Genomic DNA, 24,730 nt, shown 5'->3' on the forward strand with positions numbered 1-24,730 from the left:
ATTGCGCTGAATATCGGCGGGGACGGAAATGGCCCCGTTTCCGAAAGTGGTGCTTCGATGAGGAATACCTCCCCAGGTTTTAGGCCCACCGAAGCACCATTTACGGAAACGGGACCATCAGGTCCATTTGTTCTAACCGGCTGCCTGGAGGACGCCGGATTCCGCAATCAGCGACCCCGACTGGTTCCTGGCTGCCTCCACGGTGTGCAGGAGCAGCAGGGCCGTGGTCACCGAGCCAACACCTCCGGGGACAGGGGTCAGCGCAGCCGCGACGCCGCGGACGCTGTTCCCGTCCACATCGCCTACCAGCGAACCGTCGGGCAGGACGTTCGTGCCGACGTCGACCACTACCGTCTTCGCGGAAACGTCACTGCCCGTCAGCAGGCCTGTCCGTCCGGCGGCGACCACCACGATGTCCGCCTCCCTGGTGTAGGTCCCGAGCGGACCCGACCTGGAATGGCAGACCGTAACCGCGGCGTCCCGTTCCAGCAGCAACAGGGACAGCGGCTTTCCCACCACCGCCGACCGGCCAACAATCACGGCGTTCCGGCCCGCCACCGGGACGGCGTAGTGGTCAAGGATCTCGACGACGGCCCGGGCGGTGGCCGGTGCGAACGCGGGCTGGCCCACGGCCAGCCTGCCGAGGCTCAGCGGATTGGCTCCGTCAATGTCCTTCTCCGGCGCGATGAGCCCCACCAGGGCGTCCGCCCGCACCCCCGCGGGAAGCGGCGTTTGCAGGATGATGCCGTTCACGGATGGCTCGGCGGCCAGGTCCCGCAGGACGCTGGCCAGCACCTGCTCGGTGGCGTCATGGCCCAGGTCGAGGACCCGGCAGCCAATGCCGGCGCGTTCTGCTGCGCGCTCAATGGAGCGCACGTACCAGCGCGTCGATTCGTCATCGGTGGCCATCACCACCGCGAGGACGGGACGCACGCCGTGCTGTTCCAGGGTCCGGGCCTCGTCCTGAGTCCTTTCGCGGATGATCCCGGCGAGGGACGTTCCCGAGAGCGTTGCGGTTTCAGTGCTCAACGAAGGATCCTTTCACGTACGCGTGCCGCAAGGGCGTCGGCTGCCATGATCACTTTGTCCTCCAGGCCGTCCGTCCGCTGGGCCAGCCCGGCGCGTGCCCCGGGGTCCTTGATGGCCACCACGTTGATGTCGATATTCACCCGAGCGGTGGTTGCGGCTGCGCGGGCGGCGTCGGCGGCGGCCGCGACGTCGCTGATGACGTTGGCGTTCGCGACGTCAAACAGTTCCGTTGCCAGCTCCACTACGGCACCGGCAACCGTGATGAGGTGTGCCGGTGTCTGTGCCGCCTGGACGAGCGCGGCGTCAACGGTGGCGGCGCGGGCGGCCTTGAGTTCGTCCGTCGTGGCGGGGAGCTTGTAGGCGTCGATCACAGCCTGGAAGGCCTGCTCATCGGCGTCGGCCAGGCCCACTGCCTCATTGACCAGATCGTCCGCGGCCTGGGTGATCCGCTGCACCAGGGCGGCGTGCTGCTCGTACTTGCCGCCTGTGGTGTAGCGGGCCACCATGGCCACCAGGGCTGCACCCTGGGCGGCGTGCAGCGCGGCTGCCGCGCCGCCGCCCGGGGTGGGCTGCCGTGAGGCGAGCCGGGTGAGGTAGCTGCCGATCGTCTCTTCGCTGATCATGGCTTAGCCGCGGAGCCGGGTCATGGTGGGGTCGTACAGCGGATCCTGGGTGACGGTGGCAACAATGCGCCGTCCGAAGTACTCAATCTCCACGGAGTCGCCTACTGACACGGCGCTTGGGAGGTAGGCGTAGGCGATCGGTTTGCGCACGGTGTAGCCGTACGCGGCGCTCGTCACGTAGCCGACGGCCTGGTCCTTGTAGAACACAGGTTCCTTGCCCAGCACGATGGACCGGCCGTCGTCGACCGTGAGGCACCGCAGGCGCCGGGCGGAGTTCTCCTCGGTGCGGCCTTCCAGGGCTGCCTTTCCGACGAAGTTGTCCTTGGCCATCTTGACGGCGAATCCCAGGCCGGCTTCAAGGGGGTCGTGTTCGGTGGTCATGTCGGTGCCCCAGGAACGGTAGCCCTTTTCCAGGCGGAGGGAGCTGAAGGATGCCCGGCCGGCTGCAATTATGCCGAAGGGCTGCCCGGCTTTCCAGAGCGCGTCCCAGAGGCGCTGGCCGTTGTCTGCGCTGGTGTAGAGCTCCCAGCCCAGTTCGCCAACGTAGGACAAGCGCATGGCGGTGACCGGCACGCCGCCGATGACCACATTCTTGGACCGGAAGTATTTCAGCCCGTCGTTGGAGAAGTCGTCGCTGCTGACCGCGCCTACCACCTCGCGTGCGAGCGGGCCCCAGAGGCCGATGCAGCAGGTACCGCCGGTGGTGTCGCGGACCTGGACCCAGTCGCTGGCCGTGCCGTTTTCGGTCTGGTGCCGGGCTGCACGCTCGAAGTAGGCGGTGTCGATGTTTCCGTTCGCTCCGAGCTGGAAGGTGTCTTCGCTCAGGCGGGCCACGGTGATGTCACTGCGGATGCCGCCTGCGTGGTCCAGCAGGAGTGTGTAGGTGACGGCGCCGGGCTTCTTGGACATGTCCGCGGTGGTCAGTTCCTGCAGCAGCTTCTGGGCTCCGGGGCCGGAAACCTCGAGGCGCTTGAGCGGGGTCATGTCGTACATGGCGACGGCGGTACGGGTCTTCCACGCTTCGGCGGCTGCGATGGGCGAGCTGAACATACCGGACCAGGCGTCCCTGGCGGGCGGCTGCCAGTCGGCGGGCATCTCCTTGAGGAGGTCTGCATTGGCTTCGAACCAGTAGGGGCGCTCCCAGCCGCCGCCCTCCAGGAAGAACCCGCCCAGCTGCTTGTGACGGGCGTGGAACGGGCTGACCCGCAGGTTGCGGGGGGAGAGCTTGGGCTGCAGGGGGTGCAGGACGTCGTAGATTTCCACGAAGTTCTGCTGCGAGGTCTCGCTGACGTATTCGGGGGTGAGCTGCACGTCCTCGAACCGGTGGATGTCACAATCGCCCAGGTCGATCCGGGACTTGCCCTCCACGAGGAGTTCGGCCACGGCACGGGCGATGCCTGCGGAGTGCGTCACCCACACTGCCTCGGCCACGAAGAAGCCGTCCAGTTCCTTGGATTCGCCCACCAGCGAGCCGCCGTCGGGGGTGAAGGAGAAGATGCCGTTGAAGCCATCCTCAATCTCACTCTCGCGCAGGGCAGGCAACAGCTGCTTGGTGGCCTCCCACGCGGGCAGGAAGTCCTCCAGCGTGAAATCCAGCCGGGACGGCATGTTGTGTTCGCTGATCTCGTTCGGCTTGAAGCTGCCAAGCTCGTCGAGGTCCACGGGCATGGGGCGGTGGGCGTAGGAGCCGATGCCGTACCGGTCACCGTGTTCGCGGTAGTAGAGGTCCTGGTCCTGGTGGCGCAGGATGGGCAGCTGGGCGCCGTTGGGCAGTTCGTTCTTGCCCTTCTGGGCAGGTACCGGGGTGGTCTTGACGTACTGGTGTGCCAGCGGGAGGAGTGGAACGGACATCCCGATGAGCTCGCCCACCTTGGCGCCCCAGAAGCCGGCGCAGGAAACCACGATGTCCGCGGGGATCACGCCGTCGGAGGTCTCGACACCGGTCACGCGGCGGTTTGCCTGCTCGATGCCGGTCACCTCGGTGTTGCCGATGTACTTCACGCCTGCGGCTTCGGTGCGCTTGATCAGCAGCTGCACGGCGCGGGCTGCAAGTGCCAGGCCATCGGTGGGGACGTGGAGGCCACCCAGGATGTCTTCCTCATTGATCAGCGGGTAGAGCTCCTTGCACTCCTCACGGGAGAGGATCTTGCCGTCGATGCCCCACGATTGTGCGTACCCGAGCTTGCGCTTAAGGTCGGCAAGGCGCGTCTCCGTGGTGGCGACTTCCAGGCCGCCCACCTGGTTGAAGCAGCTGACGCCGTCCTCGGTCAGGGACAGCAGCTTTTCCACCGTGTACTTGGCGAACAGTGCCATGGACTTGGACGGGTTGGTCTGGAAGACCAGGCCGGGGGCGTGGGAGGTTGACCCGCCCGGCATGTTGAGCGGGCCCTGGTCCAGGACCGTGATGTTGTTCCAGCCCCTGGTGACGAGTTCATCGGCGAGGTTGGTGCCGACGATGCCGGCTCCGATGATGACAATGCGTGGCGACGATTCCATGTGGTTGCTCCTGCTGCTGTTCGTGTCTAAGTCTGGTGAGGGGGCGCGGCCGGTTACCGGAACACCACAGTGCTGGTCTGGTCCAGCAGCACCCGGTGCTGGCAGTGCCACCGAACAGCGCGGGACAGGGCGAGTGCTTCCGCATCCTGCCCTACCGTGGACAGGGACGTCGGACCATAGCTGTGGTCCACGCGGATCACTTCCTGCTCGATGATGGGTCCCTCATCCAGGTCTGCGGTGACGTAGTGGGCGGTGGCGCCCACCAGCTTGACGCCGCGGTCATAGGCCTGGTGGTAGGGGCGGGCGCCCTTGAAGCCGGGGAGGAAGGAGTGGTGGATGTTGATGGCGCGGCCTTCCAGTGACCGGCACAGGTCGTTGGAAAGCACCTGCATGTACCGGGCCAGGACCACCAGGTCCACGTTGTACTCCTCCACCAGGTCCAGGAGCCGGCGCTCGGCGTCGGCCTTGGTGTCCGCCGCCACGGGGATGTGGATGAACGGCAGCCCGGCTGCTTCCGCCATGGCGCGGTGGGTCTCGTGGTTGGAAACCACCAGGACCAGGTCACCGCCCAAGGTGCCGCCGCGCCAGCGGAAGATGAGGTCGTTCAGGCAGTGGCCGAACTTGGACACCATTACCAGCACGCGCTGTTTGGTCTGGTCGTGGAAGCTGAACTTCATGTCGAAACGGTCGGCGATGGAACGGAACTCTTCTTCGAGCATGTCCGGGGTGTAGTCGGGGGAACCTGAGAACGCGGTGCGCAGGTGCAGGGTCTCACGCAGGCTGTCGTCGAACTGCTGGTGTTCGTCGATGTTGAAGCCCCGCTCGAACAGGAAGGTGGTTACGGCCTGGACGATCCCGGCGCGCTCGCGGCACGACAGTGTGAGCACGAATTTCTGCGCCTGCTCCTGGACCGGTGCCGCAAGTACAGCAGCTGACGACTCTGTTTGCATGAGGGTCATGTCCCCTCCTCCTTCAAGATATATCCCTGTGTATCGGACTGATATATTAGGTTGGAGATCAGCGTATACTGGTCCATGAGTGAGGTCAATAGTCATTTCTGGCCCGAGGAAGGGGTCCTAGCGTGGCGTTTGAAACTTTGGCGGTGGCTGACGATGTCAGCAGGAAGTCCCTGGCGGATGTTGCCTACGAGAGCATCCGCGACCGGCTCCTGATGCTGGAGATCAAGCCCGGCGAGCTGCTCAATGACGACTCTCTTGCCAAAGCCCTTGGCGTGGGCCGCACGCCCATCCGGGAAGCCCTGAAGCGGCTGGAGCTGGACCGCCTGGTGGTCACCTACCCACGGCGCGGCACGTTCGCCACGCGTGTGGACGTCACGGATCTTTCGTTCATTTCGGAAATACGGGCCCAGCTTGAGCCCCTTGCGGCCTCGCGCGCTGCGCGGGTGGCAACTGAAGCCGTCAGGGCCCAGCTGCGGGCCATCCTCAAGGATGTTGAGGCCTTTGATGCCGGGGCCGCCTCGGTGACTGAAACGCTGAGGCTGGACGCCCGCGTCCACCAAGGCATCTACGCGGCAGCCGCTAATCCCCACCTTGAGGACATCCTCATCCGCTATGACAACCTGGCCACCAGGATCTGGTGCATGGTCATCGACCGCCTTCCGGATCTTTCCCTCCATGTGCACGAACATCTGGACCTGCTCCGCGCCATCATCGAGGGCGACGAAGCCAGGGCTGCCGACCTGGCGCGGGTGCACGTGAGTGGATTCGAGCATGCGGTCCGGGAGGCGCTTTTCAGCGTCTAGGGTCTGCCGCCTGCGCGCTCCGGGTTTGAGGCTTCATTGACAGGAAATGTGACCTGCACCATACTTGAGCTGACTTTGATATATCAATGAAATATCAGCTCGAATGGTGCCCAGGAATATGAAGCCCGGCGCCAGGCCCGTGGAGGAAAACATGAAACCAGGCGCATCCGCAGACACGGTTCCCGCAGGCGGCAGCATCGCCAGGACGAAGAAGGGCAGGTCCGGCAGCCAGAACGGTCGTGGAATGCGCGGTGACTGGGCGCGCCTGACCGGCCACACCGTTGAAGTGTGGCTGCTGGGCGAGCATGTCACTACCGGGGTGGTTGACCAGGCCGCGGAAGACGATTCGGTTTTGTGGATAGCCGGTGCGGGCATCAGTACCCGCCGGCTCTTCGACAAGTCCACCGGCTACCAGGTGTGGGTCTGACGCAGCCAAAGCCCCGCCGGGCTCCCGCCATCGTGGCTGGGAGACGTATTCTTAGAACAAGGTTTTGCAGTAGGCCGAAGCGCTTCAAGCAAGGCATGGAGTATGGCCGCTGAACCCTCGGGGCAGGTTGGCTGGGGACCTCTTCCAATGCCACCGGAGCCGGTATTCGACAGCAAGGACGTCGAGACCTACCTCTGGGAAGTCACCCGTGACTTCATGACGGACATCAAGGGTGAAAGCCGCGGCATCAGCTGGGCGGCCACCCTCTTCCGCCTGGGTAAGGCGCACACGCTTGCCGCCAGTACCGACCAGGCGCGCGAGGCGGACAGGGAACAGTGCTCCTTCGCCGACGGTCCGGTCATGGAGGCGCTGCGGACGGGCGAATTCGTCCTGCTCTCCGACCTCAGCCGGGACAGGCGCTGGCCCGGGTACTCCAGTGCGGCCGCGGGCCACGGCGTCCAGTCGCTCCTGTCCGCGCCCATCGTCTCCGAAGGCGGGGCGAGCGCGGCCATCAACCTTTACGCATCCGAGCCCCACACGTTCAGCAGTGACGACCTCGTGCGGAGCCGGACCTACGTGCAGCAGGTGGCCCGCGCCCTGCGCGTGGTGGTCAGGGTGGCTGCGCGGGCAGAAGCGACGGCGGGAATCGCCGTGGTGCAGAGCTCGCTGGTGCTGGTGGACCTGGCCGTGCGCAGCCTGATGAACGAGTACGGCCTCAGCCGGGAGGGTGCCCTCCGGTTCCTGCAGACGCAGGCGTTGCACCATGAACTGGACCTGCGGGACGCGGCGTTGAACGTGGTTGTGCCCGGAGCAGCAACGGGAATGGGCGGGCCCGCAATGGACCTGCCCCTGGCAGGCGGGCCCACCGCAGAGCCTCCACAGCCGCAGCAGGACATGCCCGACGGCGGGGCCGACTGGCGCCTGCCTGCGCCGGCAGAGCTGGATCAACAGCCACAGATGCCACCTGGGGCGGGGGCCGCAAAGAAGCAGCGCCCGCCGTCACGTCCACGAAGGAGGACGGCATGACTATGGAAGAGCAGGAGCTGCGGGCCGGCAGCGGGGCAGGGGAACGGCATCCCTGGCACCGCTTCGTGGTGATCGGCGATTCCTACACCGAGGGCGTGGGAGACCCCGAACCGCGCAGCCAGGGCGGCCTCCGCGGCTGGGCGGACCGGGTGGCGGAAGAGCTGAGCGACGGGCAGCCGGACTTTGCGTACGCCAACCTTGCCGTGCGGGGCATGCTGCTGGGGCAGATCCTGGACCGCCAGCTGGCTCCCGCGCTGGCCCTGAAGCCGGACCTGATTGGCATGTCCGGGGGTGGAAACGACGTAATCTTCCGGCTCGGCGATCCGGACAAGCTCGCGGAAAAGATGGATGAGGCGGTGGGCCTGGTGACCGGAACCGGCGCCACAGTCCTCCTTTTCGCGGGGCCGGACTGGGGCGATATTCCCGTGTTCAGCCAAATCCGCGGAAGGGTGGCCATCTACAACGAGCACCTTCACAGGATCGGCCTGCGGCACCACGCCATCATGGTGGACCTATGGTGCCTGCCGGAGCTGCAGGACGGCAGGATGTGGGACCGGGACCGGCTGCACCTTTCGCCGCTGGGCCACCATGCCGTAGCAGTTGCCACGCTCAACGCGCTGGGTGTTCCGCACACACTCAAGCCCCTCCAGCCCCGGCCGCTGCCGGCCCAGGGCTGGACCCAGGCCCGGGCGGAGGACCTGATCTGGGCGCGGCAGTATTTCCTTCCCTGGGTGCTGCGGCGCCTGCACCCCCATGCCGCTGATGATTCCCTGGTGGCGAAGCGCCCACAGCCCGGGCCCATCTTCGGCCTGGGCCGCCCGGGTCCGTTTCCCCCGGGCCACCCGGCCGGGCGCAGCGCCGCGAAAGGCGCCGCCGTCGACCGCAACGTGGAAGGGGAGGAGTCTGACGAGGTGGCCTGACCGTGGTCGCCCCGCAGCCTGCCAGTGTAAACGCTAGCGCTTCTTCGGTGCCCGCTTGGCGGCCGCGTTCAAGGCGGCCTTGGCTGCCGGCGGCAGGCCTGCCTGTTCGGACTCGGGCTCAGCCACAGTGCCCCGGGCCTTCGCGATGACCTTCATTCCGTGGTAGATCACCAATGCCGCGGCCGAGCCCAGCGCGATGCCGGTAAAGGTGAGTTCGCCGATGGTCCAGGTGTAGTCCGCGATGCCGATAATCAGGGCCACGGCTGCCGTGGTCAGGTTCACGGGGTTCGAAAAGTTCACCTTGTTCTGGACCCAGATTTTCACGCCCAGGATCCCGATCATGCCGTACAGCATGGTGGCCGCGCCGCCCAGGACGCCCGGCGGGACGGTGGCGATGAGTTCGCCGAACTTGGGGGAGAAGCTCAGCAGGATGGCGAAGATGCCGGCCACCCAGTAGGCCGCCGTCGAGTAGACCTTGGTGGCCGCCATAACGCCGATGTTTTCCGCGTAGGTGGTGGTTCCCGAGCCGCCGCCGAAGCCGGCGAGGACTGTTGCGGCGCCGTCGGCCATCAGTGCGCGTCCGGAGACGCCGTCGAGGTTTTGGCCGGTCATGGCTGCCACTGATTTCACGTGGCCAATGTTCTCGGCCACCAGCACCAGGACCACCGGCACGAACAGGCCCAGGACGCCGATGTGGAACTCGGGGGTCTGGAACTGCGGAAGGCCCACCCAGGCGGCGGACTCCATCTTCTCGTAGCTCACTTCGCCGCGGAGCATGGCCACGAGGTATCCAACCACCACGCCCACCAGGATGCTGAGCCGGCCCAGGATCCCGCGGAACAGGACGCTGACCAGGATGATGGTGGCGAGGGTGACGACGGCGGTGACGGGCGCGGCGTCGAAGTTCTGTTTCGCGGCGGGGGCAAGGTTAAGGCCGATGAGCGCCACGATGGCACCGGTGACGATGGGCGGCATGAGGCGGTTGATCCAGCCTGCGCCGAACTTCTGCACGATGGCGCCAACGAGGGCCAGCGCCGCGCCGGCCAGCACCACTCCGCCCAGGGCGCCGGGCACGCCGAACTGCTGCTGGGACGCCATGATGGGGGCGATGAACGCGAAGCTGGAGCCGAGGTAGCTGGGCACGCGGCCTTTGGTGATCACCAGGAACAGCAGGGTGCCGATGCCGGAGAAGAACAGCGTGGTGGCCGGCGGCATTCCGGTGATGATGGGCACCAGGAACGTTGCGCCGAACATGGCCACCACGTGCTGCATGCCCACGCCGATGGTCAGCGGCCAGGCAAGCCGCTCGTCAGGTGCCACCACGTGGCCGGGTTTGATGGATTTGCCGGTGCCGTGCAGCTTCCACTTGATTCCGAGCATGCTCATGGGCTGGGCCTTTCAAAGGGGGTTGCCGCCGATGGCGTAGATGAACTGCCACCAGAATACCGCCCGGCCGGGCTGTGCCGAAGGTCACGTACCGTCACGGGAAGAGGACGGCAGAACTTGAAGTTGCAACTATGGACAGCAGAGAGGCCACTCCGGCAGGCGGGGCGGCGCAGCGAAAGGTATGCCAATGACCATTGCACACGAAGAAGCGGTTATCGATCCGGCCGCCGTCGACGCCATTTTCGCCCAGGCCCGCACCGCCAACTCCTTCCAGGGGGAAGTGACCGAAGAGCAGGCCCGGGCCATCTACGAACTCACCAAGTTCGGCCCCACCGCCTTCAACTCCCAGCCGCTGCGCGTCACCTACGTCCGCTCAGATGAGGCCCGCGCCAAGCTCGTGGACGCCCTGATGCCCGGCAACCGCGCCAAGACCGCGTCCGCCCCGTTGGTGGCCATCCTCAGCTACGACACCGACTGGGCCGGCCAGTGGGACAACTTCCTCCCCGGCTACAACGCGCCCAAGGCCATGTACGACGCCAACCCTGAACTCGCCGAGGCCACGGGCAACAACAACGCCCACCTGCAGGCCGGCTACTTTATCCTGGCTGTCCGCTCGCTCGGCTTCGCGGCCGGCCCGATGACCGGCGCCGACTTCGGTGCCATCGACGAGGCCTTCTTCCCGGCCGGCGACCAGAAGAGTTTCCTGGTGGTCAACATCGGCCAGCCGGCCGAGGACGCCTGGGGCGAAGCCAAGCCCAAGTTCGCTTACGAGGACGTCGTCCGCACCGTCTAACCCCCGGACGCTCTCTCACTTTCTGCACCTTTTTGGCAGACGCTCTCTCACCCCGGTTCACGGGGGTGAGAGAGCGTCTGCAGTTAAGGCGCGAAAGGTGAGAGAGCGTCTGCATTTAAGGCGCGAAAGGTGAGAGAGCGTTGGGGCGTGTGAGGGGCGGAGCAGGGCAGTGCGGTGGGAGACTGGGCAGATGCGGAACCTCATCTTCGTGGCGTTCGTCGAGCCGGTGGCTGAAGGCCAGGTGTTCCTGCGGTCCGCGTGGCCGCTGCACATCACTTTGGTGAGGTTCGACGTCGGCTCTCCGGACAGTGCCGACGTCGCCGTCCGCCTGGCAGAACAGGCCGGCCCGCACGCATCCGAGGCCCTCGGTGCCGGCCTGACAGTGGGGGAGGACGCGGCCTTCGGCAGGAACGGGACCGTGCCTGTCAGCCTGGTGGAACCGCACCCCTCCCTGCAGGCACTGCACGAGCAGCTCGTCCATGCGGTCACGGACCTGGGCGCCGCCATCCTTACCCCGCGCCACACGCTCTCCGGCTACCGCCCGCACGTGTCGCACCACGGTGCGGCAGGAGCGGGAGTAAAGCGCCTTCGCCCCGGAGACGCCGTCGTGCTTGACCGGATCGCCTTGGTGGACATGGCGCCGGATGGTGACCACACCATCCGGCGCGTGCTCCGGCTGTGGAGCCGGGAACCGGAGGCCGGTTAGGCGATGACGCCGTCCACCAGCGCCTTGGCCTCGGCCTGGACCTGCTTGAGGTGCTCCTCGCCCTTGAAGGACTCTGCGTAGATCTTGTACACGTCCTCGGTGCCGGACGGGCGCGCCGCGAACCAGGCGTTCTCGGTGACCACCTTGAGCCCGCCGATGGACGCGCCGTTGCCGGGTGCCTCGGTGAGCTTGGCGGTGATGGCCTCGCCGGCCAGTTCAGTGGCGGTAACGTCCGACGGCGAGAGCTTGCCGAGTGCCGCCTTCTGCTCACGCGTGGCTGCTGCATCAATGCGTGCGTAAACGGGGGCGCCGAACTGGTCGGTCAGGCCCTTGTACAGCTGTGAAGGGGACTTGCCCGTCACAGCCGTGATCTCCGAGGCGAGCAGCGCCAGCAGGATGCCGTCCTTGTCCGTGGTCCACACGCTGCCGTCCTTCTTGTTGAAGGAGGCGCCGGCGGATTCCTCGCCGCCAAAGGCACCCTCGCCGGAGAGCAGTCCGGGCACGAACCACTTGAAGCCGACCGGCACCTCCACCAGTTTGCGCCCCAGGCTTTCGGCCACGCGGTCGATGATCGAGGAGGACACCAGGGTCTTGCCCACCACCGAGGCGGGGTTCCAGCCGCTGCGGTTCCGGTAGAGGTAGTCAATGGCGACGGCGAGGTAGTGGTTCGGGTTCATCAGCCCGCCGTCGGGGGTGACGATGCCGTGGCGGTCCGCGTCGGCGTCGTTGCCGGTGGCCACATCAAAGGCGGACCCGCCGTCGGACATCCGCTTGATCAGCGACGCCATGGCCGCGGGCGACGAGCAGTCCATCCGGATCTTCTCGTCCCAGTCCAGGGTCATGAACGCCCACTGCGGATCCACCGTGGGGTTCACCACCGTGAGGTTCAGGTGGTGGCGCTCGCCGATCTCGCCCCAGTAGTCCACCGCTGCGCCGCCCATGGGGTCGGCCCCGATCCGTACGCCGGCGTCGCGGATGGCGTCCAGGTTCAGGACGGAGGGAAGGTCGTCCACGTAGCTGCTGAGGAAATCGAACTTGCCGGTGGTGTCCGCGGCCAGCGCATCGGCCAGCTGGACACGCTTCACGCCGCGCAGGTCATTCTCGAGCAGCTCGTTCGCGCGGTTGGCGATCCAGCCGGTGGCGTCGGAATCGGCGGGTCCGCCGTGCGGGGGGTTGTACTTGAAGCCGCCGTCAGCCGGCGGGTTGTGGCTGGGAGTGACCACGATGCCGTCCGCCTGCGGAGCTCCGGGTCCGGCGTTGCGGTTATAGGTGAGGATCGCGTGGCTCAGGGCCGGGGTGGGGGTGTAGCCGTGGCGGGCATCGATGAGGACCTGGACACCGTTGGCGGCAAGCACCTCCAGTGCGGAGTTCTGTGCCGGCTCGCTCAGCGCGTGCGTGTCCTTGGCCAGGAACAGCGGCCCGGTGACGCCCTGCGCCGCCCGGTATTCAACGATGGCCTGGGTGATGGCGATGATGTGTTTCTCGTTGAAGGATGCCTTGAGGCTGGAGCCGCGGTGGCCCGAGGTACCGAACACCACCCGCTGGCCTGGATCACCCAGGTCCGGGGTGAGGTCGTAATACGCGTCAAGGAGCGCAGTAATGTCAACAAGGTCCTGGGGTTGGGCAACTGTACCCGCGCGGCTAGCCATGGCACCAGCATGCCAGAACCTCGCGGGAGTCAAAACGAACCGCCCGGAATCCGGGCACCTGTGACGGCGCCGCGTCATGAACCGGTGGGACGTTAACCAAGTAGCCGACCTGAGTACAGGCCCCGCAAAGTACTTATATACCGGGGCCTGCCGGCACTGTTACGTTCGAAAAAACCGGGAAAAACATCCGTAAGCAATGGACGACGGCGGCCTGCCGCCCTCGTCCCTCCGGCAGGGAAGCAGGGACGGCCATGGGGGCAGGAGACGGAGCAGCCGAGCAGTCCAGGCTGGCCGCTGAGAGGGTTGCCAGGCTCAAGCGCCGGCTCGACCAGGCCGAGCATGCCACAAAGGCGTGGGATGCAGGGGCCGCGGGCGGACAGGTAGTGGCGGACAAGCTGAGCGAACTGGTTCCGCGCGGCTGGTACGTGCTGCACGACGTGCACTGGCCCGGGCGCCCGAAGGCGAACCTTGACCACGTCCTGGTGGGGCCTGGCGGGGTTGTGGTGGTGGACGCCAAAAACTGGACCGGCGAAGTGCGCGTTGCCTCCGGGGTGCTGTGGCAGGGACGCTACGCCCGCACCCAGGCGGTGGAAGGCGCGCTGGCCCAGTGCGCCGCGGTGGCCTCGGTGGTTGACCCGCCGCATCGCAGGCTGGTCCGCCCCCTCATCTGCATGGCCGCGCAGCCGGACCTCTTCGGCATCACCAGCTCCGACGTCGCCGTCGCGGGATCCCAGCGTTTGGTGGGGGCCATCGAGTCGTTGCCGCCCGTTCTGGACCAGCAGGCCGTGGTGGGACTGTACGAGCACCTGGGCCAGGAGCTCACGCATGAGCAGGAGCCGGGGATCACGGCCTTCCGGAACGTCCGGCCAGGAACCGTGGTCCACCCAACAGGGGCCCTCCCGCCACGTGGGCCAGCGGGCAAGGGCGCTGACACTGAACAGGCAACGGCTCAGGATTCCCTTTCCCAAGGTGGCCCCACCCTCGCGGTGGGCAAGCACACCACGAACAGGGGCGGGAGCTCTGCCCGGCATCCGGCGGGCCGCCACCTTAAGGCAGCCGGGGTGCGGCAGGACCGGAACGTTAAGGCCCACCAGCACGCGGGAGCCGGTGCGGGACGCCTCGCGCTGCTCGCCGCGTTCGTCATTTTCGCCGTTTATATCCTGCCGTACTGGGGGTACTAGCCCCACGGCCGGTACGTGGCCGCAGCTGTTCCCTGCCAAGCCGGGAGCGGGCCGGAACCAGCAGTTTGCTGCTGGCCTGCCGGACGGTGGTCGTGAGGCGGTTGAGTCCTTCGGAGTCCAGGGTCCAGGACTGCCAGTAGAGGGCTACGTCCTCATGGCTGTCCTCCAGGCGGACCAGGGACCCTTCGGCGATCTCTCCGGTGAGCTGCAACTCGGGGATCATTCCCCACCCCAGCCCGGCCCTGGCAGCGGCGAGGAATCCTTCGGAGGATGGAACGGTGTGCGTGGGCGGCGGCTGGCCGATACCTTTGGCATCGAGCAGCTGGCGCTGGAGGTTGTCCTTGGCGTTGAACTTCAGCACGGGCATGGCCGCCCAGTCCAGGCCCTGCGGAGTGGTGAACCGGCCCCGCAGTCCGGCGGCGGCCACCGGGATGTAGCGCATATGCCCCAGCAGCTCTACCCGGCAGCCGCTCACCGGAACGGGATCCGAGGTCACTGCGCCCATCACTTCCCCTTCCCGCAGGAGCTGGCTGCTGTATCCCTGGTCCTCGACATGGAGGTCGATGGTGGTGTCATCCCATTCGGCGGCCTCTGCCAAAACCGGAACGAACCAGGTGGCCAGCGAATCCGCATTGACGGCCAATGGCAGGTGGGTCCGGGACGACCCGCCGCTGCCCAGGGCGTTCGATGCCTCGGCCTCGAGCACCTGCACCTGGCGGGCCATGCGGAGCAAAAGCATGCCGGCGTCAGTGGCCGTGCACGGCACCCGGCGGCGCACCAGGACCTGGCCCACCGAGGCTTCCAAGGCCTTGATCCGCTGGCTCACGGCGGACGGGGTGATCCGCAGCGCGTCCGCTGCAGCCTCGAAAGTCCCCTCGTCAACCACCGCGGTCAGTGCCTTCAGGTGCTCGAAGTTCATGAAGAAATTCTAATGGAACAGTAGAATCTGTTATTTGTCTTCATCATACGGTCCCTTTAGCGTCGAAGCATGTGGACTGTAGGGATAACGGGACTTCTGACCGGCCTCGCGCTGATCGTCGCGATCGGGGCGCAGAACGCCTTTGTGCTCCGCCAGGGAATCCGGCGGGAACATGTGGGTGCTGTCGTGGCCGTGTGCATGGCGGGCGATGCATTGCTGATTCTTGGCGGCACTGCCGGCATCGGTGCCCTGGTCACGCGTTTTCCGGAGGCCCTGGAGGTGCTGCGCTGGGGCGGGGCTGCCTACCTGCTGTGGTTTGCGGTCCGGTCCTTCATGGCGGCGTTGAAGCCCTCGTCGCTGACCGAGCAGCCTCCGCGATCGAAGCACTCGGTGGTTGCCACTGCGGTCGCCTTGACCTTCCTGAACCCCCACGTCTACCTGGATACGGTGGTGCTGCTGGGCAGCCTGGCCAACCAGCAGGGCTCCGGTACGCGGTGGATCTTCGCAGGCGGCGCCGTCACCGGCAGTGTGCTCTGGTTCTCCGCCCTGGGGTATGGGGCGCGGAGGCTGGCGGGGGTCCTCGGCAGCCCGCGGACCTGGCGCTGGGTGGACCTGGCCATCGGGGTGTTGATGCTGGTGCTCGCCATCAGGCTTGTAGTGCACTGACGGGTTCCGGAGGACGGTTCGGCGGTAGGCTGGGAATCAAAATCCTAGGGGGAAACCTTGACTGACCAGCCTGCCCGGCGCCCTGAATATCCGGGGCCTGACTACCCGGGCGCAGACCCGCAACCCAACGTGCCGCCGTCGGGCTATGAACCGCCCCGCTTCGTGCCGCCTTACGGCTCGGAAGCGCAGAACCAGGGCGGGAGCCAGTACCCGGGCAGCCAGTACCCCGGCAATCAATACCCCGAAAATCACTACGGTAGTGATCAGTACGGCGGGAATCCGTACGGACAGCCGGCCGGCGCTTATCCGCAGCAGGCACCGTATGGGCAGCCCGCCAGCCCGTACGGACAGCCCGCCTACTACGGGATGCCGGCCGAGCCAAAAACCCTGAGCATCGCCAGCATGGTGTGCGGCATCGCCTCCGTGATCATGGGCTGGCTGCTCCTGCCGCAGATCGCGGCGATCATCACGGGCCACATGGCGCTCAAGCGGGAACCGTCCGGCAAGGGCATGTCCATCACCGGCCTGGTCCTGGGCTACCTGTGCCTGCTCGGCTACGGCGCCTTTTGGCTGCTGCTCGTCATCGGTCTGGCATACGCCGGCACCACGTCGACGAACACCTTCTAACCCCCGGGATGCCCTATCACGTATGGTCCCTAAGATGCGGTTTTAGGGACCAGAGGTGATAGGGCATTTGGCTTTTAGGCTTTGCTCGCGGCTGCCAGCGGAACCCTGTCCTCCGCCGGACCGGGCGGGTAGATGGACTCCGCGGGTGCCCGGTTGGTGGCCTTGGCCCAGGGGTAGTAGATGGCCAGCGTGACCACGATCCCCACCAGCCAGGAGATGTCCGCGCCGCCCAGCAACTTGGTGACGGGACCGGTGTACAGCGCCTGCGCCAGGAACGGGATCTGGATTACGACGCCGACTCCGTACGAGACCAGCGCAGCCGCGTTCCAGCGGCCGTACCGTCCGTCCGGGTTGTACAGCGCCGGGATGTCCAGGCGGTCGCGGGAGATCTTGTAGTAGTCCACGAGGTTGATCACCGACCAGGGCGTGAACACCATCAGCAGCAGCAGGACAAAGTTCTTGAAGAGGTTCAGGAAATCCTTGCTGGCGAAGAGGGCGATGAGGACGCTGGCGCTGATCACCGCAACAATGAACACGATCCGCAGTGTTTTGGACACCGAGTCGCGGCGGTTGACGGCGGTGCTGATGGTGACGCCGCACATGAAGGCCCCGTACGCGTTGAGGCAGTTGACCGTGAGTTTGCCGGTGACGATCATCAGGTAAATGAAGACGGCGATCAGCCCGCCGCCGGCAAGGTCGCCCATGTAGCCCACCTGGTTTTTCAGGAAGTCACCGCCCAGCTTGGCTGCGGAGAGGCCGCCGGCGATCGCGCCCAAGGTCATGGCCCACTGCGCGCCGCCCACCGATCCGGCGAAGGTGTACCAAAAGGTCTTCCGCTCGGACGTGCTGGCCGGCAGGTAGCGGGAGTAGTCGGCGACGTAGGGGCCGAAGGTCAGCTGCCAGCCGGCGCCGAGGGCGATCGCGGTCAGGAACGTGGGCCATTCGAAGCCTTTGACCATCATCACCTGCGTCACGTCGAACTTCGTGAAGACCGCCACCGTCAGGTACAGGAACCCGGCCAGTCCCACTACCGTGGCGATCCGGCCCAGGGCATGGATGTACTTGTAGCCGAGGATGGCCAGCAGCGCGGTGGCCGCGCCGAAGATCAGGATTCCGACGGCGGGCGCCTCCACCCCGAGCATCAGGTTGATCGCCTGGCCTGAAAGGACGGTGCCCGTCGACGCGAATCCGATGTACATCAGGATGACCAGCACCAGCGGGATCACCGCCCCGTAGACGCCGAACTGCGCCCGGCTGGAAATCATCTGCGGAAGGCCCAGCCTGGGGCCCTGCGCCGAGTGCAGCGCCATCACTGCACCGCCCACCACATTGCCCACCAGCAGGCCGACTATTGCCCAGAACGCGTCCGCGCCAAACACTACTGCCAGCGCGCCGTCCACGATGGCCGTGATCTGCGCATTGGCGCCAAACCAGAGCGTGAACTGCCCACGCGGGCTGCCGTGGCGCTCGCCGGGCGGAATCATTTCGATCGAACGTGCCTCTACGGCTGTACTTCCTGCGGCCATGGCCAAAACTCCTTGGGTGATAAAACGTAGGTTCCATCACACTGGGTTTGCGGCCCGATAAGAACAGGAAATTGCCTCCGGCTGTCCGGTGCTCCAGACAGCCCGGCGTGTCGGCGCAAAATTCCCCTCCGGATGCGCTATTCCCCCGCGCGTTCCAAGGGGAAATGACCGTTTGACGGGGAGTTGTGCTCTCGCCTCGAGGGACGCCGTCTAGCGGAGCAGCTCCACATCCGAAACGAGCTCGATGTGGGCCAGCATGGCCTCTGCTGCCCCTTCCGCATCCTGCGCCCGGATGGCATCGGCGATCTTGCGGTGCGAGGCAAGGGACTGCTCGGGCCGGCCCGGCTGGCCCAGCGATTCCATGCGTGTTTCCAGGATCATCTCCGCGATAAACGCCATGAGCTGGGCCAGCACCGAGGAATGGGCCGCAGCCGTGATGGCCTGATGGAAGAGTTCGTCGCCATGGGTGCCGCGGTCGCCGTCGCTGATCTCCCTGGCCATGACGTCCAGGGCCTCGTCGATCGCCTTCAAGTCGTCGTCGGTGCGGCGGGCCGCTGCGAGCGCAGCCAGTTTGACCTCCAGGGTGCTGCGCGCCTCCACGATCTCCGGCAGCCGGCTCCGGTGCTCACGCAATCCTTTGATGACGGATGCAACGCTCGGACGGCGCGCAAGGACCGCGCCCGTGCCGTGCTGCACATCGATAACGCCCAGGACCTCAAGGGCCACCAGGGCCTGGGCCAGGGTGGCGCGGGACACCCCAAGCCGCTCGGCGAGGTCCCGCTCGGCAGGCAGGAGGTCGCCCGGCCCCAGCTGGGCTGACTCGATATAGGCAAGGATCTGCTCCACCAGCTGTTCGTACAGCCGCGGACGCGTCACCCGCTCCAGTCCAAGCCGTGATGTCTTTTCCACAAAGCCCTCGCTCCGTCGTCGTTCCTTCAAGAGTACAGGGGGCAGCTATTGACAGATAGACTCACTGTCTAGGAGGCTAGTCCAGTGAGCCAGTTACTCACGTCACATTTCTTCCCCAATGGAGGACCAACGATGTCCGCTCCTGTCTTGTCGATCATCATCCTGGCGGCGATGTTCCTGCTTGCCACCGTCCTGCCCCTGAACATGGGCGCACTCGCCTTCGTTGGCGCCTTCCTGCTCGGCACCGTGGTGCTGGGCATGTCCACCAACGACATCCTGGCCAACTTCCCCGGCGGCCTCTTCCTGACCATCGTCGGCGTCACGTACCTGTTCGCCATCGCCCAGAACAACGGAACCATCGACCTTCTGGTGCGCGGTGCCGTCAAGCTCGTGGGAAGCCGGGTGGCCCTGATCCCCTGGGTGATGTTCGCCATCACCGCAGTCATCACCGCCGTTGGCGCACTGTCTCCCGCCGCCGTCGCAATCATCGCCCCCATCGCCCTCAGCTTCGCCGGGAAGTACAAGATCAGCCCATTGCTGATGGGCATGATGGTCATCCACGGCGCCCAGGCCGGCGGCTTCTCGCCCATCGCCGTGTACGGCGTCACCGTTAACGGCATCCTGGCCAAAACCGACCTGGCCTTCAGCCCCACCGCGCTGTTCCTGTCCAGCCTGGTCTTCAACATCATCATCGCCCTGGTGCTCTTTGTGGTCCTGGGCGGGCGGGCGCTCCTGTCCTCCAAGATGAGCCACTTCGTGGAACAGGCCGCCGAAGCGCGGATGGCCGTCAGCGTCGGAGCCAAGGCCGGCGACGTTGCCTTCAAGGGCTTCGGCTCCGGCATGTACGGCCCCCGCGACCCGGCAGGCGACGGCGTGGCCGCCACCAAGGAACGGTCCCAGCGGATCCCGCAGCTGGTGACCATCGGCGGCCTGATCGCCCTGGCCGTCGTCGCCCTCGGGTTCAAGGTTGACGTCGGGTTTGTCTCCATCACCATCGCCATCGTGCTGGCCCTGGTCTCTCCTGCCGCCCAGAAGGGTGCCATCAACAAGATCAGCTGGTCCACGGTGCTGCTGATCTGCGGCATGCTGACATTCGTCGGGGTGCTGGAGGAAGCCGGAACCATCGAGTTCGTCTCCAACGGCGTGGCCGGCATGGGCATGCCCCTCCTCGCGGCCCTCCTCATCTGCTACATCGGTGCCGTGGTCTCCGCCTTCGCCTCCTCCACCGCAATCCTGGCCGCACTTATCCCGCTCGCGGTGCCGTTCCTGTCCACCGGTGAAATTGGTGCCGTCGGCGTGATCTGCGCGCTGGCAGTTGCGGCCACCATCGTGGACGTCTCGCCGTTCTCCACCAACGGCGCCCTGGTCCTGGCCAACGCGCCCGAGGGCGTGGACAAGGACCGGTTCTACAAGCAGATCCTCGGCTACAGCGGCATCGTGATCGTGGCCGGCCCCGCCCTGGCCTGGCTGGCGCTCGTGGTCCCCGGCTGGCTGTAGCCGCCCCAAGCCCCCGCACCGGCCGGCATCCACGGCCCCATCCCATATTCAGAAAAGGAACCAGCACATGAGCAGAGCTGACAATCCCCAAGGCCCCCTGGCCGGGCACACGGTCGTTGACCTGAGCCGGGCGCTGGCCGGACCGCATGCCGGCATGATGCTGGCTGATTTGGGCGCCCGCGTCATCAAGGTGGAGAACCCCGGAACCGGTGACGACACCCGCGGCTGGGGTCCGCCCTTCGTAGGACCCGAGGACGACCTGCAGTCCACCTATTTCATGTCCTGCAACCGGAACAAGGAATCCATCAGCCTGGACCTCAAGAGCGGGGACGGCCAGGCCGTGCTGCGCGGGCTCCTGGAGCGGGCTGATGTGGTGATCGAGAACTTCCGCCCCGGCGTCATGGACCGGCTGGGCTTCTCGACCGCGGCCATGCACGAACTCAACCCGCGGCTGGTGATCCTGTCCATCACGGGGTTCGGCCACGACGGTCCCGACTCGCAGCGCAGCGGGTACGACCAGATCCTCCAGGGAGAGGCGGGCCTGATGTCCCTCACCGGGTCCGGTCCGGACGATCCGCAGCGCGTGGGCGTCCCCATCGCCGACCTGCTGGCAGGGATGAACGGCGCGTTCGGGGTACTGGCGGCGCTGGTTGAACGCGACCGGACCGGCCACGGCCAGGTGGTGCGCACCTCGTTGTTGGCATCCCTGATCGGGGTCCACGCCTTCCAGGGCACCCGCACCACCGTGGCCGGGGAAGTGCCGCAGGCGCAGGGCAACCACCATCCGTCCATCGCCCCCTACGGCCTGTTCGCGTGCAAGGACGGCAGCGTCCAGATCAGTGTCGGCAGCGAAAAGCTGTGGGCCTCCTTCGCGGCCGCCTTCGGCCTGGACCCCGCCACCCCCGGCTTTGCCAGCAACGCTGAAAGGGTGCGGAACCGCGCCGGGGTGATTGCCGCCGTCGAACGCGTCTTTGCCGGCTACGGCGCCGCGGAACTGCTGCAAAAGCTTAACGACGCCGGGATCCCGGCCGGGAAGGTCCGCTCGCTGGACGAGGTGTACGCCTGGGAGCAGGTGGCGTCCCAGGGCCTGGTGGTGGATGTTGACCACCCGCTGCTGGGCAAAGTCAGTCTGCCCGGCCCCCCGCTGCGGTTCTTCGCACCTGGCGACACCGCGGAAACCACGGTCACCGAGCATGCGGCCCCGCCGCTGCTGGACGCCGACGGCGAATCCATCCGGCAGTGGCTGGGCCTTGTCCCTGCCGATGCAACTGCCGCCACCGCCGGGGTGAAATAGCATGCCCACGACCGAAAAGGTGCGGCACCTCAGCGCCGCGGAACTGCTGGACATTGTGGTGGACGAGGGCTCCTTCATCTCCTGGGACACACCGGCGCAGGAGCCGGCGCTGTCCGACGACTACGCCCGGGACCTGGCCAAGGCGAGGGAACGCAGCGGCACCGACGAATCCGTCATCACCGGCGACGGCCTCATCCGCGGCCGTCGTGTGGCGGTCATCGTCAGTGAATTCTCCTTCCTGGCGGGATCCATCGGCCACGCGGCAGCGGAACGCATCGTGGCCGCCGTGGAGCGCGCCACCGCCGAAGGGCTGCCGCTGCTGGCCGGACCCGCGTCCGGCGGCACACGCATGCAGGAAGGAACACTCGCGTTCCTGTCCATGGTCAAGATCACCGGCGCGGTCCGGGCGCACCGGCAGGCAGGCCTGCCCTACCTGGTCTACCTCCGCCACCCCACCACCGGCGGGGTGATGGCCTCGTGGGGATCCCTGGGGCACATCAACGTGGCCGAGCCCGGCGCGCTGCTGGGGTTCCTGGGCCCCCGGGTCTATGAGGCGCTGCATGGGGAAGCGTTCCCGGACAACGTGCAGGTGGCGGAGAACCTGTTCAACAAGGGGCTGATCGACGGCGTGGTGGAACCCGGCCACCTGGCCGACCTGGTGGGCAGGGCGCTGGATATCCTGACGCCCCGCCAGGACCCGTCCTCCCAGCCGGCTGACCAGCCTGGCGCGCCGCCCACCCTGGCCGTCCGGCCCGCACCCGTGGACGCCTGGACGTCGATCGAAATCTCCCGCCGGCCCCGGCGGCCCGACCTGCGCCAGCTCCTCAAATACGGTGCCACCGATGCCCTGCCCCTGAACGGAACCGGGCAAGGGGAAAAGGACCCCGGGCTCCTGCTGGCCCTGGCCCGCTTCGGCAGCCAGTCCTGCATCGTCCTGGGGCACGCCCGCCCGCTGCGGAAGGACGCTGCCGGGATGGGGCCAGGCTCCCTGCGGGAGGCGCGGCGCGGCATGAAACTCGCGGAGGAACTTCGGCTGCCGCTGCTCACAGTCATCGACACCGCAGGCGCGGCCCTCTCACAGGAAGCAGAAGAAGGCGGGCTTGCAGGCGAAATCGCACGCTCGCTGCACGAGCTGATCGGCCTGGAATCGCCGTCGGTCTCGGTGCTGCTCGGCCAGGGGGCCGGGGGAGGGGCGCTGGCGCTGCTGCCCGCGGACAGGACCATCGCCGCCCAGCACAGCTGGCTGTCCCCGCTGCCTCCCGAGGGCGCCAGCGCGATTGTCCACCGGACCACGGCCTTTGCCCCTGCCATGGCCCAGGCACAGGGCGTGAACGTTGCGTCGCTGTACGCCCACGGCCTGGTGGACCACATCGTGGATGAACGCGACGACGCCTCGCTGGAGCCCCGTGAATTCTGCGGGCGGATGGCCTCCGCCATCGAATACGAGCTGGGTTCCGTAGCCGGGATCCCCGTTCCCGAGCTGGTGGCAGCGCGGGCGGGGAAGTACCGCACCCTCGGGAGCTTCTGAGCCTGCGGTGGCTGTCCGCTCTTGTGATGCTTCGGGGCGCTCTACCTTCGCTGCGTTGCCCGCGCCCGGCGGGCATTGGCGCGGAGCTGGAGGATGCGCGCGCCGCCTGCCGCCGCCACCAGGACCCCGCCGGTCACGCTGGCGATAAACAGTGCCATGCCCAGTGGCAAGCTTCCTTCGAAGCCCAGGAACCTGACCAGCACGAGGTCCTGGTTCTGCAGGATGAAGATAATCAGCAGGATCAGGAGCGCAAGGGCCGCTACCACCGCGGCCCACACCACGCCGGCGCGGGTCACCTTGGGTTCACCTGCACCCGCCGGCGCAGGCGGGGTGGTGGCAGGTGATGAGTCTGCGGGGCGCGCGGCGGGTACCCCCGGCGTGCCGGTCCGGTCGGCCGGCGGCGTTCCATTGTCGCGCGGCTCCATCGGTCCGTCAGTCCCCGGCGTGTACTGTCCAGCACTCATTCACGTCCCCTTCCAGGATGATAAGCATGCTTATAATGCCACCTTAGCGGGGAGGTTTCGGCTGGCACAACGCCGCGCCTGCTAACTGCCGGCGATTCGTTGCGCGTGCTCGAGCTCAGCCGTGGTCAGTTCGGCAGCTTTGGTCCCCACCAGCGTCCAGCGGGACAGGATGCCGTCCGGGCTGGGCTGCGATCCTTTGGCAAGCGCAGCGTCAATACGACGGCGGACCTCGGCTTCCTGCCGTGGATCGGCCGCGAAGACGGTCCGCAGCCTCACGGACTGTCCGTCCTGTTGGACGGCAGTCTGGTGGCGGCGAGCGGGCACGGCGTGGGGTGCTCCCAGCTGCCGCACAGGGCTACGGTGATCGCAGCTCCGGGCGCCGCTGAGTCGGCGGCGGGGTCCAACCGGAGGGTGGCTTCGTGTACGTAGAAACCGGGCATGCGTCCATTCTCCGGCAAGAGGCGCCCCGGCGGCGGAAGGCTCCGTCCGACCAAGCCCTGCCTGGCCAAGCCCGGACGCAACGGAAGGGCCCCTTGGGGAGGCCCTTCCGAGGACGTCGGCACTGTATCAAACCGGCACTGTGCCGGACCGGCATTTCGTCAGACCGGCACAGTGTTAAACCGGCACTGTGTCAGACCCTTTCCTTGCTCCGTTCCGCGGAGGGGGTGCTGGGCCGTGGCGTCCTGCGCCAGTTAGGGAAGGCCCAGAACGTGTAGTCCTGTGCCTTGACTTCCTGCTCCGGAGTTTCCGCCGGGGTTTCCTGCTTGGCTTCAGGCTGGCGGTGGGTTTCCTTCTTAACGCCCCACCCGAAGTCCTTGCTGGATGAATAGCACATCGCAGACCTCCTTATCGTGACCGCCCCTTAATCGTCCTCCCGATGTGCCCAAGAGTCGACACCCTGCAGGCAATCCGGCACTACCACCCTTGCTGTCCAGGCTGCGAGGCTGCGAGGCTGCGAGGCTGCTGCGCTGGCGGGCCCCCGGGCCACGGTTATTGGGCCGTGGCGGCGACCGTCTCGGCCTCTTCGGGCCCGTGGAAATCGCAGGGGCCAAGGTGGCGGAGGGGACGGAGGCAGGTCCTGCCGGTGGGAAGGTGCACCATTGCGCAGCGGCCGGTTTTTGCCAGGTCTTCCCGGACGGTGGCATTGCTCAGGTCCGGCCGGAAGTCTTCACCCAGGCCGGCTTGTCCAGTGGCAGCACTCGGGAATTCAGCGTTCATAATGGGCAACTCCTCGTTGAGCTTTGGCCAGGTGGAGGATGCGGAAAGGCGCTGATAAGAGTCTGCTCCCGCCAGGTTACGGGA

The 24,730-nt window shown here is 66.7% G+C and carries 26 protein-coding genes; 12 read left to right on the top strand and 14 right to left on the bottom strand.

The genetic code is table 11. The annotated features are described in order from the left end of the window. Nucleotides 1-132: 132 nt before the first annotated feature. The 4 genes from ACZ9BC_RS02455 to purU are packed head-to-tail and all read right to left on the bottom strand — an operon-like array spanning nt 133 to nt 5,107. On the bottom strand, nt 133-1,029 hold the full coding sequence (locus ACZ9BC_RS02455; protein WP_476244576.1) for a bifunctional 5,10-methylenetetrahydrofolate dehydrogenase/5,10-methenyltetrahydrofolate cyclohydrolase: 897 nt from the start codon (nt 1,027-1,029) through the stop codon (nt 133-135). Continuing rightward, entirely contained in the window at nt 1,026-1,652 is a 627-nt protein-coding gene (locus ACZ9BC_RS02460) for a cyclodeaminase/cyclohydrolase family protein (protein WP_476244577.1), read from the bottom strand. Before ACZ9BC_RS02460 ends, ACZ9BC_RS02455 begins: the two co-directional genes overlap by 4 nt. 3 nt (nt 1,653-1,655) lie before the next feature. After that, nucleotides 1,656-4,148 carry a GcvT family protein gene (locus ACZ9BC_RS02465; RefSeq protein WP_476244578.1) on the bottom strand — a complete coding sequence of 831 codons (2,493 nt, stop codon included), beginning with the start codon at nt 4,146-4,148 and terminating at the stop codon, nt 1,656-1,658. 53 nt (nt 4,149-4,201) lie between these two features. Next, nucleotides 4,202-5,107: a formyltetrahydrofolate deformylase gene (gene purU / locus ACZ9BC_RS02470; protein WP_476244579.1), complete on the bottom strand. Its 906-nt coding sequence runs from the start codon at nt 5,105-5,107 to the stop codon at nt 4,202-4,204. A gap of 122 nt (nt 5,108-5,229) precedes the next feature. Between purU and ACZ9BC_RS02475 the strand changes: the two genes are divergently transcribed. From ACZ9BC_RS02475 to ACZ9BC_RS02490, 4 genes are all read left to right on the top strand, one after another. Beyond that, nucleotides 5,230-5,910: a GntR family transcriptional regulator gene (locus ACZ9BC_RS02475; protein ID WP_476244580.1), complete on the top strand. Its 681-nt coding sequence runs from the start codon at nt 5,230-5,232 to the stop codon at nt 5,908-5,910. Between the two features lie 151 nt (nt 5,911-6,061). Then, nucleotides 6,062-6,337, top strand: coding sequence for a hypothetical protein (locus tag ACZ9BC_RS02480; RefSeq protein WP_476244581.1), 276 nt, complete (start codon nt 6,062-6,064; stop codon nt 6,335-6,337). A 102-nt stretch (nt 6,338-6,439) separates the two neighbouring features. After that, nucleotides 6,440-7,363 carry a GAF and ANTAR domain-containing protein gene (locus ACZ9BC_RS02485; protein ID WP_476244582.1) on the top strand — a complete coding sequence of 308 codons (924 nt, stop codon included), beginning with the start codon at nt 6,440-6,442 and terminating at the stop codon, nt 7,361-7,363. Then, nucleotides 7,360-8,283 carry an SGNH/GDSL hydrolase family protein gene (locus ACZ9BC_RS02490; protein WP_476244583.1) on the top strand — a complete coding sequence of 308 codons (924 nt, stop codon included), beginning with the start codon at nt 7,360-7,362 and terminating at the stop codon, nt 8,281-8,283. Before ACZ9BC_RS02485 ends, ACZ9BC_RS02490 begins: the two co-directional genes overlap by 4 nt. Nucleotides 8,284-8,316: 33 nt before the next feature. On the opposite strand, the gene ACZ9BC_RS02495 is transcribed toward ACZ9BC_RS02490, so the two are convergent. Then, nucleotides 8,317-9,669: a uracil-xanthine permease family protein gene (locus ACZ9BC_RS02495; protein ID WP_476244584.1), complete on the bottom strand. Its 1,353-nt coding sequence runs from the start codon at nt 9,667-9,669 to the stop codon at nt 8,317-8,319. A 187-nt stretch (nt 9,670-9,856) separates the two neighbouring features. On the opposite strand from ACZ9BC_RS02495, the gene ACZ9BC_RS02500 reads away from it, so the two are divergent. Both ACZ9BC_RS02500 and ACZ9BC_RS02505 read left to right on the top strand, forming a co-directional pair. Next, nucleotides 9,857-10,462 (top strand): malonic semialdehyde reductase, encoded by a 606-nt coding sequence (locus ACZ9BC_RS02500; protein ID WP_476244585.1) that lies wholly within the window; start codon nt 9,857-9,859, stop codon nt 10,460-10,462. Between the two features lie 190 nt (nt 10,463-10,652). Further along, nucleotides 10,653-11,168: a 2'-5' RNA ligase family protein gene (locus ACZ9BC_RS02505; RefSeq protein WP_476244586.1), complete on the top strand. Its 516-nt coding sequence runs from the start codon at nt 10,653-10,655 to the stop codon at nt 11,166-11,168. On the opposite strand, the gene pgm is transcribed toward ACZ9BC_RS02505, so the two are convergent. Continuing rightward, the gene (gene pgm / locus ACZ9BC_RS02510) at nt 11,165-12,817 is read right to left on the bottom strand and encodes a phosphoglucomutase (alpha-D-glucose-1,6-bisphosphate-dependent) (protein WP_476244587.1); all 1,653 of its coding nucleotides are present in this window, start codon (nt 12,815-12,817) and stop codon (nt 11,165-11,167) included. The genes ACZ9BC_RS02505 and pgm overlap by 4 nt on opposite strands. A gap of 251 nt (nt 12,818-13,068) precedes the next feature. Between pgm and ACZ9BC_RS02515 the strand changes: the two genes are divergently transcribed. Then, on the top strand, nt 13,069-13,998 hold the full coding sequence (locus tag ACZ9BC_RS02515) for an NERD domain-containing protein (RefSeq protein WP_476244588.1): 930 nt from the start codon (nt 13,069-13,071) through the stop codon (nt 13,996-13,998). Here ACZ9BC_RS02515 and ACZ9BC_RS02520 read toward each other — a convergent pair. Further along, complete coding sequence (locus ACZ9BC_RS02520; RefSeq protein WP_476244589.1) at nt 13,958-14,917, bottom strand: LysR family transcriptional regulator ArgP; 960 nt, start codon at nt 14,915-14,917, stop codon at nt 13,958-13,960. The genes ACZ9BC_RS02515 and ACZ9BC_RS02520 overlap by 41 nt on opposite strands. Before the next feature lie 69 nt (nt 14,918-14,986). On the opposite strand from ACZ9BC_RS02520, the gene ACZ9BC_RS02525 reads away from it, so the two are divergent. Together ACZ9BC_RS02525 and ACZ9BC_RS02530 are read left to right on the top strand one after the other, a co-directional pair. Beyond that, on the top strand, nt 14,987-15,583 hold the full coding sequence (locus ACZ9BC_RS02525) for a LysE/ArgO family amino acid transporter (protein WP_476244590.1): 597 nt from the start codon (nt 14,987-14,989) through the stop codon (nt 15,581-15,583). A gap of 57 nt (nt 15,584-15,640) precedes the next feature. Then, nucleotides 15,641-16,210: a DUF4190 domain-containing protein gene (locus tag ACZ9BC_RS02530; RefSeq protein WP_476244591.1), complete on the top strand. Its 570-nt coding sequence runs from the start codon at nt 15,641-15,643 to the stop codon at nt 16,208-16,210. Between the two features lie 74 nt (nt 16,211-16,284). Here the strand turns inward: ACZ9BC_RS02530 and ACZ9BC_RS02535 are convergent, their stop codons facing one another. Then, on the bottom strand, nt 16,285-17,736 hold the full coding sequence (locus ACZ9BC_RS02535) for a purine-cytosine permease family protein (RefSeq protein WP_476244592.1): 1,452 nt from the start codon (nt 17,734-17,736) through the stop codon (nt 16,285-16,287). Nucleotides 17,737-17,946: 210 nt separating this feature from the next. After that, nucleotides 17,947-18,645, bottom strand: coding sequence for a FadR/GntR family transcriptional regulator (locus tag ACZ9BC_RS02540; protein WP_476244593.1), 699 nt, complete (start codon nt 18,643-18,645; stop codon nt 17,947-17,949). 132 nt (nt 18,646-18,777) lie between these two features. On the opposite strand from ACZ9BC_RS02540, the gene ACZ9BC_RS02545 reads away from it, so the two are divergent. The 3 genes from ACZ9BC_RS02545 to ACZ9BC_RS02555 all read left to right on the top strand — a co-directional run bounded on the left by ACZ9BC_RS02545 (nt 18,778) and on the right by ACZ9BC_RS02555 (nt 22,964). Beyond that, a complete protein-coding gene (locus ACZ9BC_RS02545; RefSeq protein ID WP_079596896.1) occupies nt 18,778-20,142 on the top strand; it encodes an SLC13 family permease in 1,365 nt (454 codons plus the stop codon). Between the two features lie 67 nt (nt 20,143-20,209). Further along, nucleotides 20,210-21,436, top strand: a complete 1,227-nt coding sequence (locus ACZ9BC_RS02550; RefSeq protein ID WP_476244594.1) for a CaiB/BaiF CoA transferase family protein — start codon at nt 20,210-20,212, stop codon at nt 21,434-21,436. Nucleotide 21,437: 1 nt separating this feature from the next. Then, nucleotides 21,438-22,964: a carboxyl transferase domain-containing protein gene (locus ACZ9BC_RS02555; RefSeq protein WP_476244595.1), complete on the top strand. Its 1,527-nt coding sequence runs from the start codon at nt 21,438-21,440 to the stop codon at nt 22,962-22,964. Nucleotides 22,965-23,005: 41 nt separating this feature from the next. Here the strand turns inward: ACZ9BC_RS02555 and ACZ9BC_RS02560 are convergent, their stop codons facing one another. From ACZ9BC_RS02560 to ACZ9BC_RS02580, 5 genes are all read right to left on the bottom strand, one after another. After that, nucleotides 23,006-23,428: a lipopolysaccharide assembly protein LapA domain-containing protein gene (locus ACZ9BC_RS02560; protein WP_176156832.1), complete on the bottom strand. Its 423-nt coding sequence runs from the start codon at nt 23,426-23,428 to the stop codon at nt 23,006-23,008. A gap of 81 nt (nt 23,429-23,509) precedes the next feature. After that, the gene (locus tag ACZ9BC_RS02565; RefSeq protein ID WP_476244596.1) at nt 23,510-23,704 is read right to left on the bottom strand and encodes a hypothetical protein; all 195 of its coding nucleotides are present in this window, start codon (nt 23,702-23,704) and stop codon (nt 23,510-23,512) included. Continuing rightward, nucleotides 23,701-23,868, bottom strand: coding sequence for a hypothetical protein (locus tag ACZ9BC_RS02570; protein ID WP_476244597.1), 168 nt, complete (start codon nt 23,866-23,868; stop codon nt 23,701-23,703). Before ACZ9BC_RS02570 ends, ACZ9BC_RS02565 begins: the two co-directional genes overlap by 4 nt. Before the next feature lie 191 nt (nt 23,869-24,059). Next, nucleotides 24,060-24,263: a hypothetical protein gene (locus ACZ9BC_RS02575; protein ID WP_476244598.1), complete on the bottom strand. Its 204-nt coding sequence runs from the start codon at nt 24,261-24,263 to the stop codon at nt 24,060-24,062. A 155-nt stretch (nt 24,264-24,418) separates the two neighbouring features. Continuing rightward, complete coding sequence (locus tag ACZ9BC_RS02580) at nt 24,419-24,646, bottom strand: hypothetical protein (RefSeq protein ID WP_476244599.1); 228 nt, start codon at nt 24,644-24,646, stop codon at nt 24,419-24,421. Between the last annotated feature and the right edge of the window lie 84 nt (nt 24,647-24,730).

The sequence above is a fragment of the Pseudarthrobacter sp. TE3704 genome (assembly GCF_056279405.1).

What these genes read in the sequence shown, in the direction of transcription:
- ACZ9BC_RS02460 (WP_476244577.1), bottom strand. Translation starts at nt 1,652, where the DNA reads ATGATCAGCGAAGAGACGATCGGCAGCTACCTCACCCGGCTCGCCTCA.
- ACZ9BC_RS02465 (WP_476244578.1), bottom strand. Translation starts at nt 4,148, where the DNA reads ATGGAATCGTCGCCACGCATTGTCATCATCGGAGCCGGCATCGTCGGC.
- purU (WP_476244579.1), bottom strand. Translation starts at nt 5,107, where the DNA reads ATGACCCTCATGCAAACAGAGTCGTCAGCTGCTGTACTTGCGGCACCG.
- ACZ9BC_RS02480 (WP_476244581.1), top strand. Translation starts at nt 6,062, where the DNA reads ATGAAACCAGGCGCATCCGCAGACACGGTTCCCGCAGGCGGCAGCATC.
- ACZ9BC_RS02485 (WP_476244582.1), top strand. Translation starts at nt 6,440, where the DNA reads ATGGCCGCTGAACCCTCGGGGCAGGTTGGCTGGGGACCTCTTCCAATG.
- ACZ9BC_RS02490 (WP_476244583.1), top strand. Translation starts at nt 7,360, where the DNA reads ATGACTATGGAAGAGCAGGAGCTGCGGGCCGGCAGCGGGGCAGGGGAA.
- ACZ9BC_RS02495 (WP_476244584.1), bottom strand. Translation starts at nt 9,669, where the DNA reads ATGAGCATGCTCGGAATCAAGTGGAAGCTGCACGGCACCGGCAAATCC.
- ACZ9BC_RS02500 (WP_476244585.1), top strand. Translation starts at nt 9,857, where the DNA reads ATGACCATTGCACACGAAGAAGCGGTTATCGATCCGGCCGCCGTCGAC.
- ACZ9BC_RS02505 (WP_476244586.1), top strand. Translation starts at nt 10,653, where the DNA reads ATGCGGAACCTCATCTTCGTGGCGTTCGTCGAGCCGGTGGCTGAAGGC.
- pgm (WP_476244587.1), bottom strand. Translation starts at nt 12,817, where the DNA reads ATGGCTAGCCGCGCGGGTACAGTTGCCCAACCCCAGGACCTTGTTGAC.
- ACZ9BC_RS02515 (WP_476244588.1), top strand. Translation starts at nt 13,069, where the DNA reads ATGGGGGCAGGAGACGGAGCAGCCGAGCAGTCCAGGCTGGCCGCTGAG.
- ACZ9BC_RS02520 (WP_476244589.1), bottom strand. Translation starts at nt 14,917, where the DNA reads ATGAACTTCGAGCACCTGAAGGCACTGACCGCGGTGGTTGACGAGGGG.
- ACZ9BC_RS02525 (WP_476244590.1), top strand. Translation starts at nt 14,987, where the DNA reads ATGTGGACTGTAGGGATAACGGGACTTCTGACCGGCCTCGCGCTGATC.
- ACZ9BC_RS02535 (WP_476244592.1), bottom strand. Translation starts at nt 17,736, where the DNA reads ATGGCCGCAGGAAGTACAGCCGTAGAGGCACGTTCGATCGAAATGATT.
- ACZ9BC_RS02545 (WP_079596896.1), top strand. Translation starts at nt 18,778, where the DNA reads ATGTCCGCTCCTGTCTTGTCGATCATCATCCTGGCGGCGATGTTCCTG.
- ACZ9BC_RS02550 (WP_476244594.1), top strand. Translation starts at nt 20,210, where the DNA reads ATGAGCAGAGCTGACAATCCCCAAGGCCCCCTGGCCGGGCACACGGTC.
- ACZ9BC_RS02555 (WP_476244595.1), top strand. Translation starts at nt 21,438, where the DNA reads ATGCCCACGACCGAAAAGGTGCGGCACCTCAGCGCCGCGGAACTGCTG.
- ACZ9BC_RS02560 (WP_176156832.1), bottom strand. Translation starts at nt 23,428, where the DNA reads ATGAGTGCTGGACAGTACACGCCGGGGACTGACGGACCGATGGAGCCG.
- ACZ9BC_RS02570 (WP_476244597.1), bottom strand. Translation starts at nt 23,868, where the DNA reads ATGCCCGGTTTCTACGTACACGAAGCCACCCTCCGGTTGGACCCCGCC.
- ACZ9BC_RS02575 (WP_476244598.1), bottom strand. Translation starts at nt 24,263, where the DNA reads ATGTGCTATTCATCCAGCAAGGACTTCGGGTGGGGCGTTAAGAAGGAA.
- ACZ9BC_RS02580 (WP_476244599.1), bottom strand. Translation starts at nt 24,646, where the DNA reads ATGAACGCTGAATTCCCGAGTGCTGCCACTGGACAAGCCGGCCTGGGT.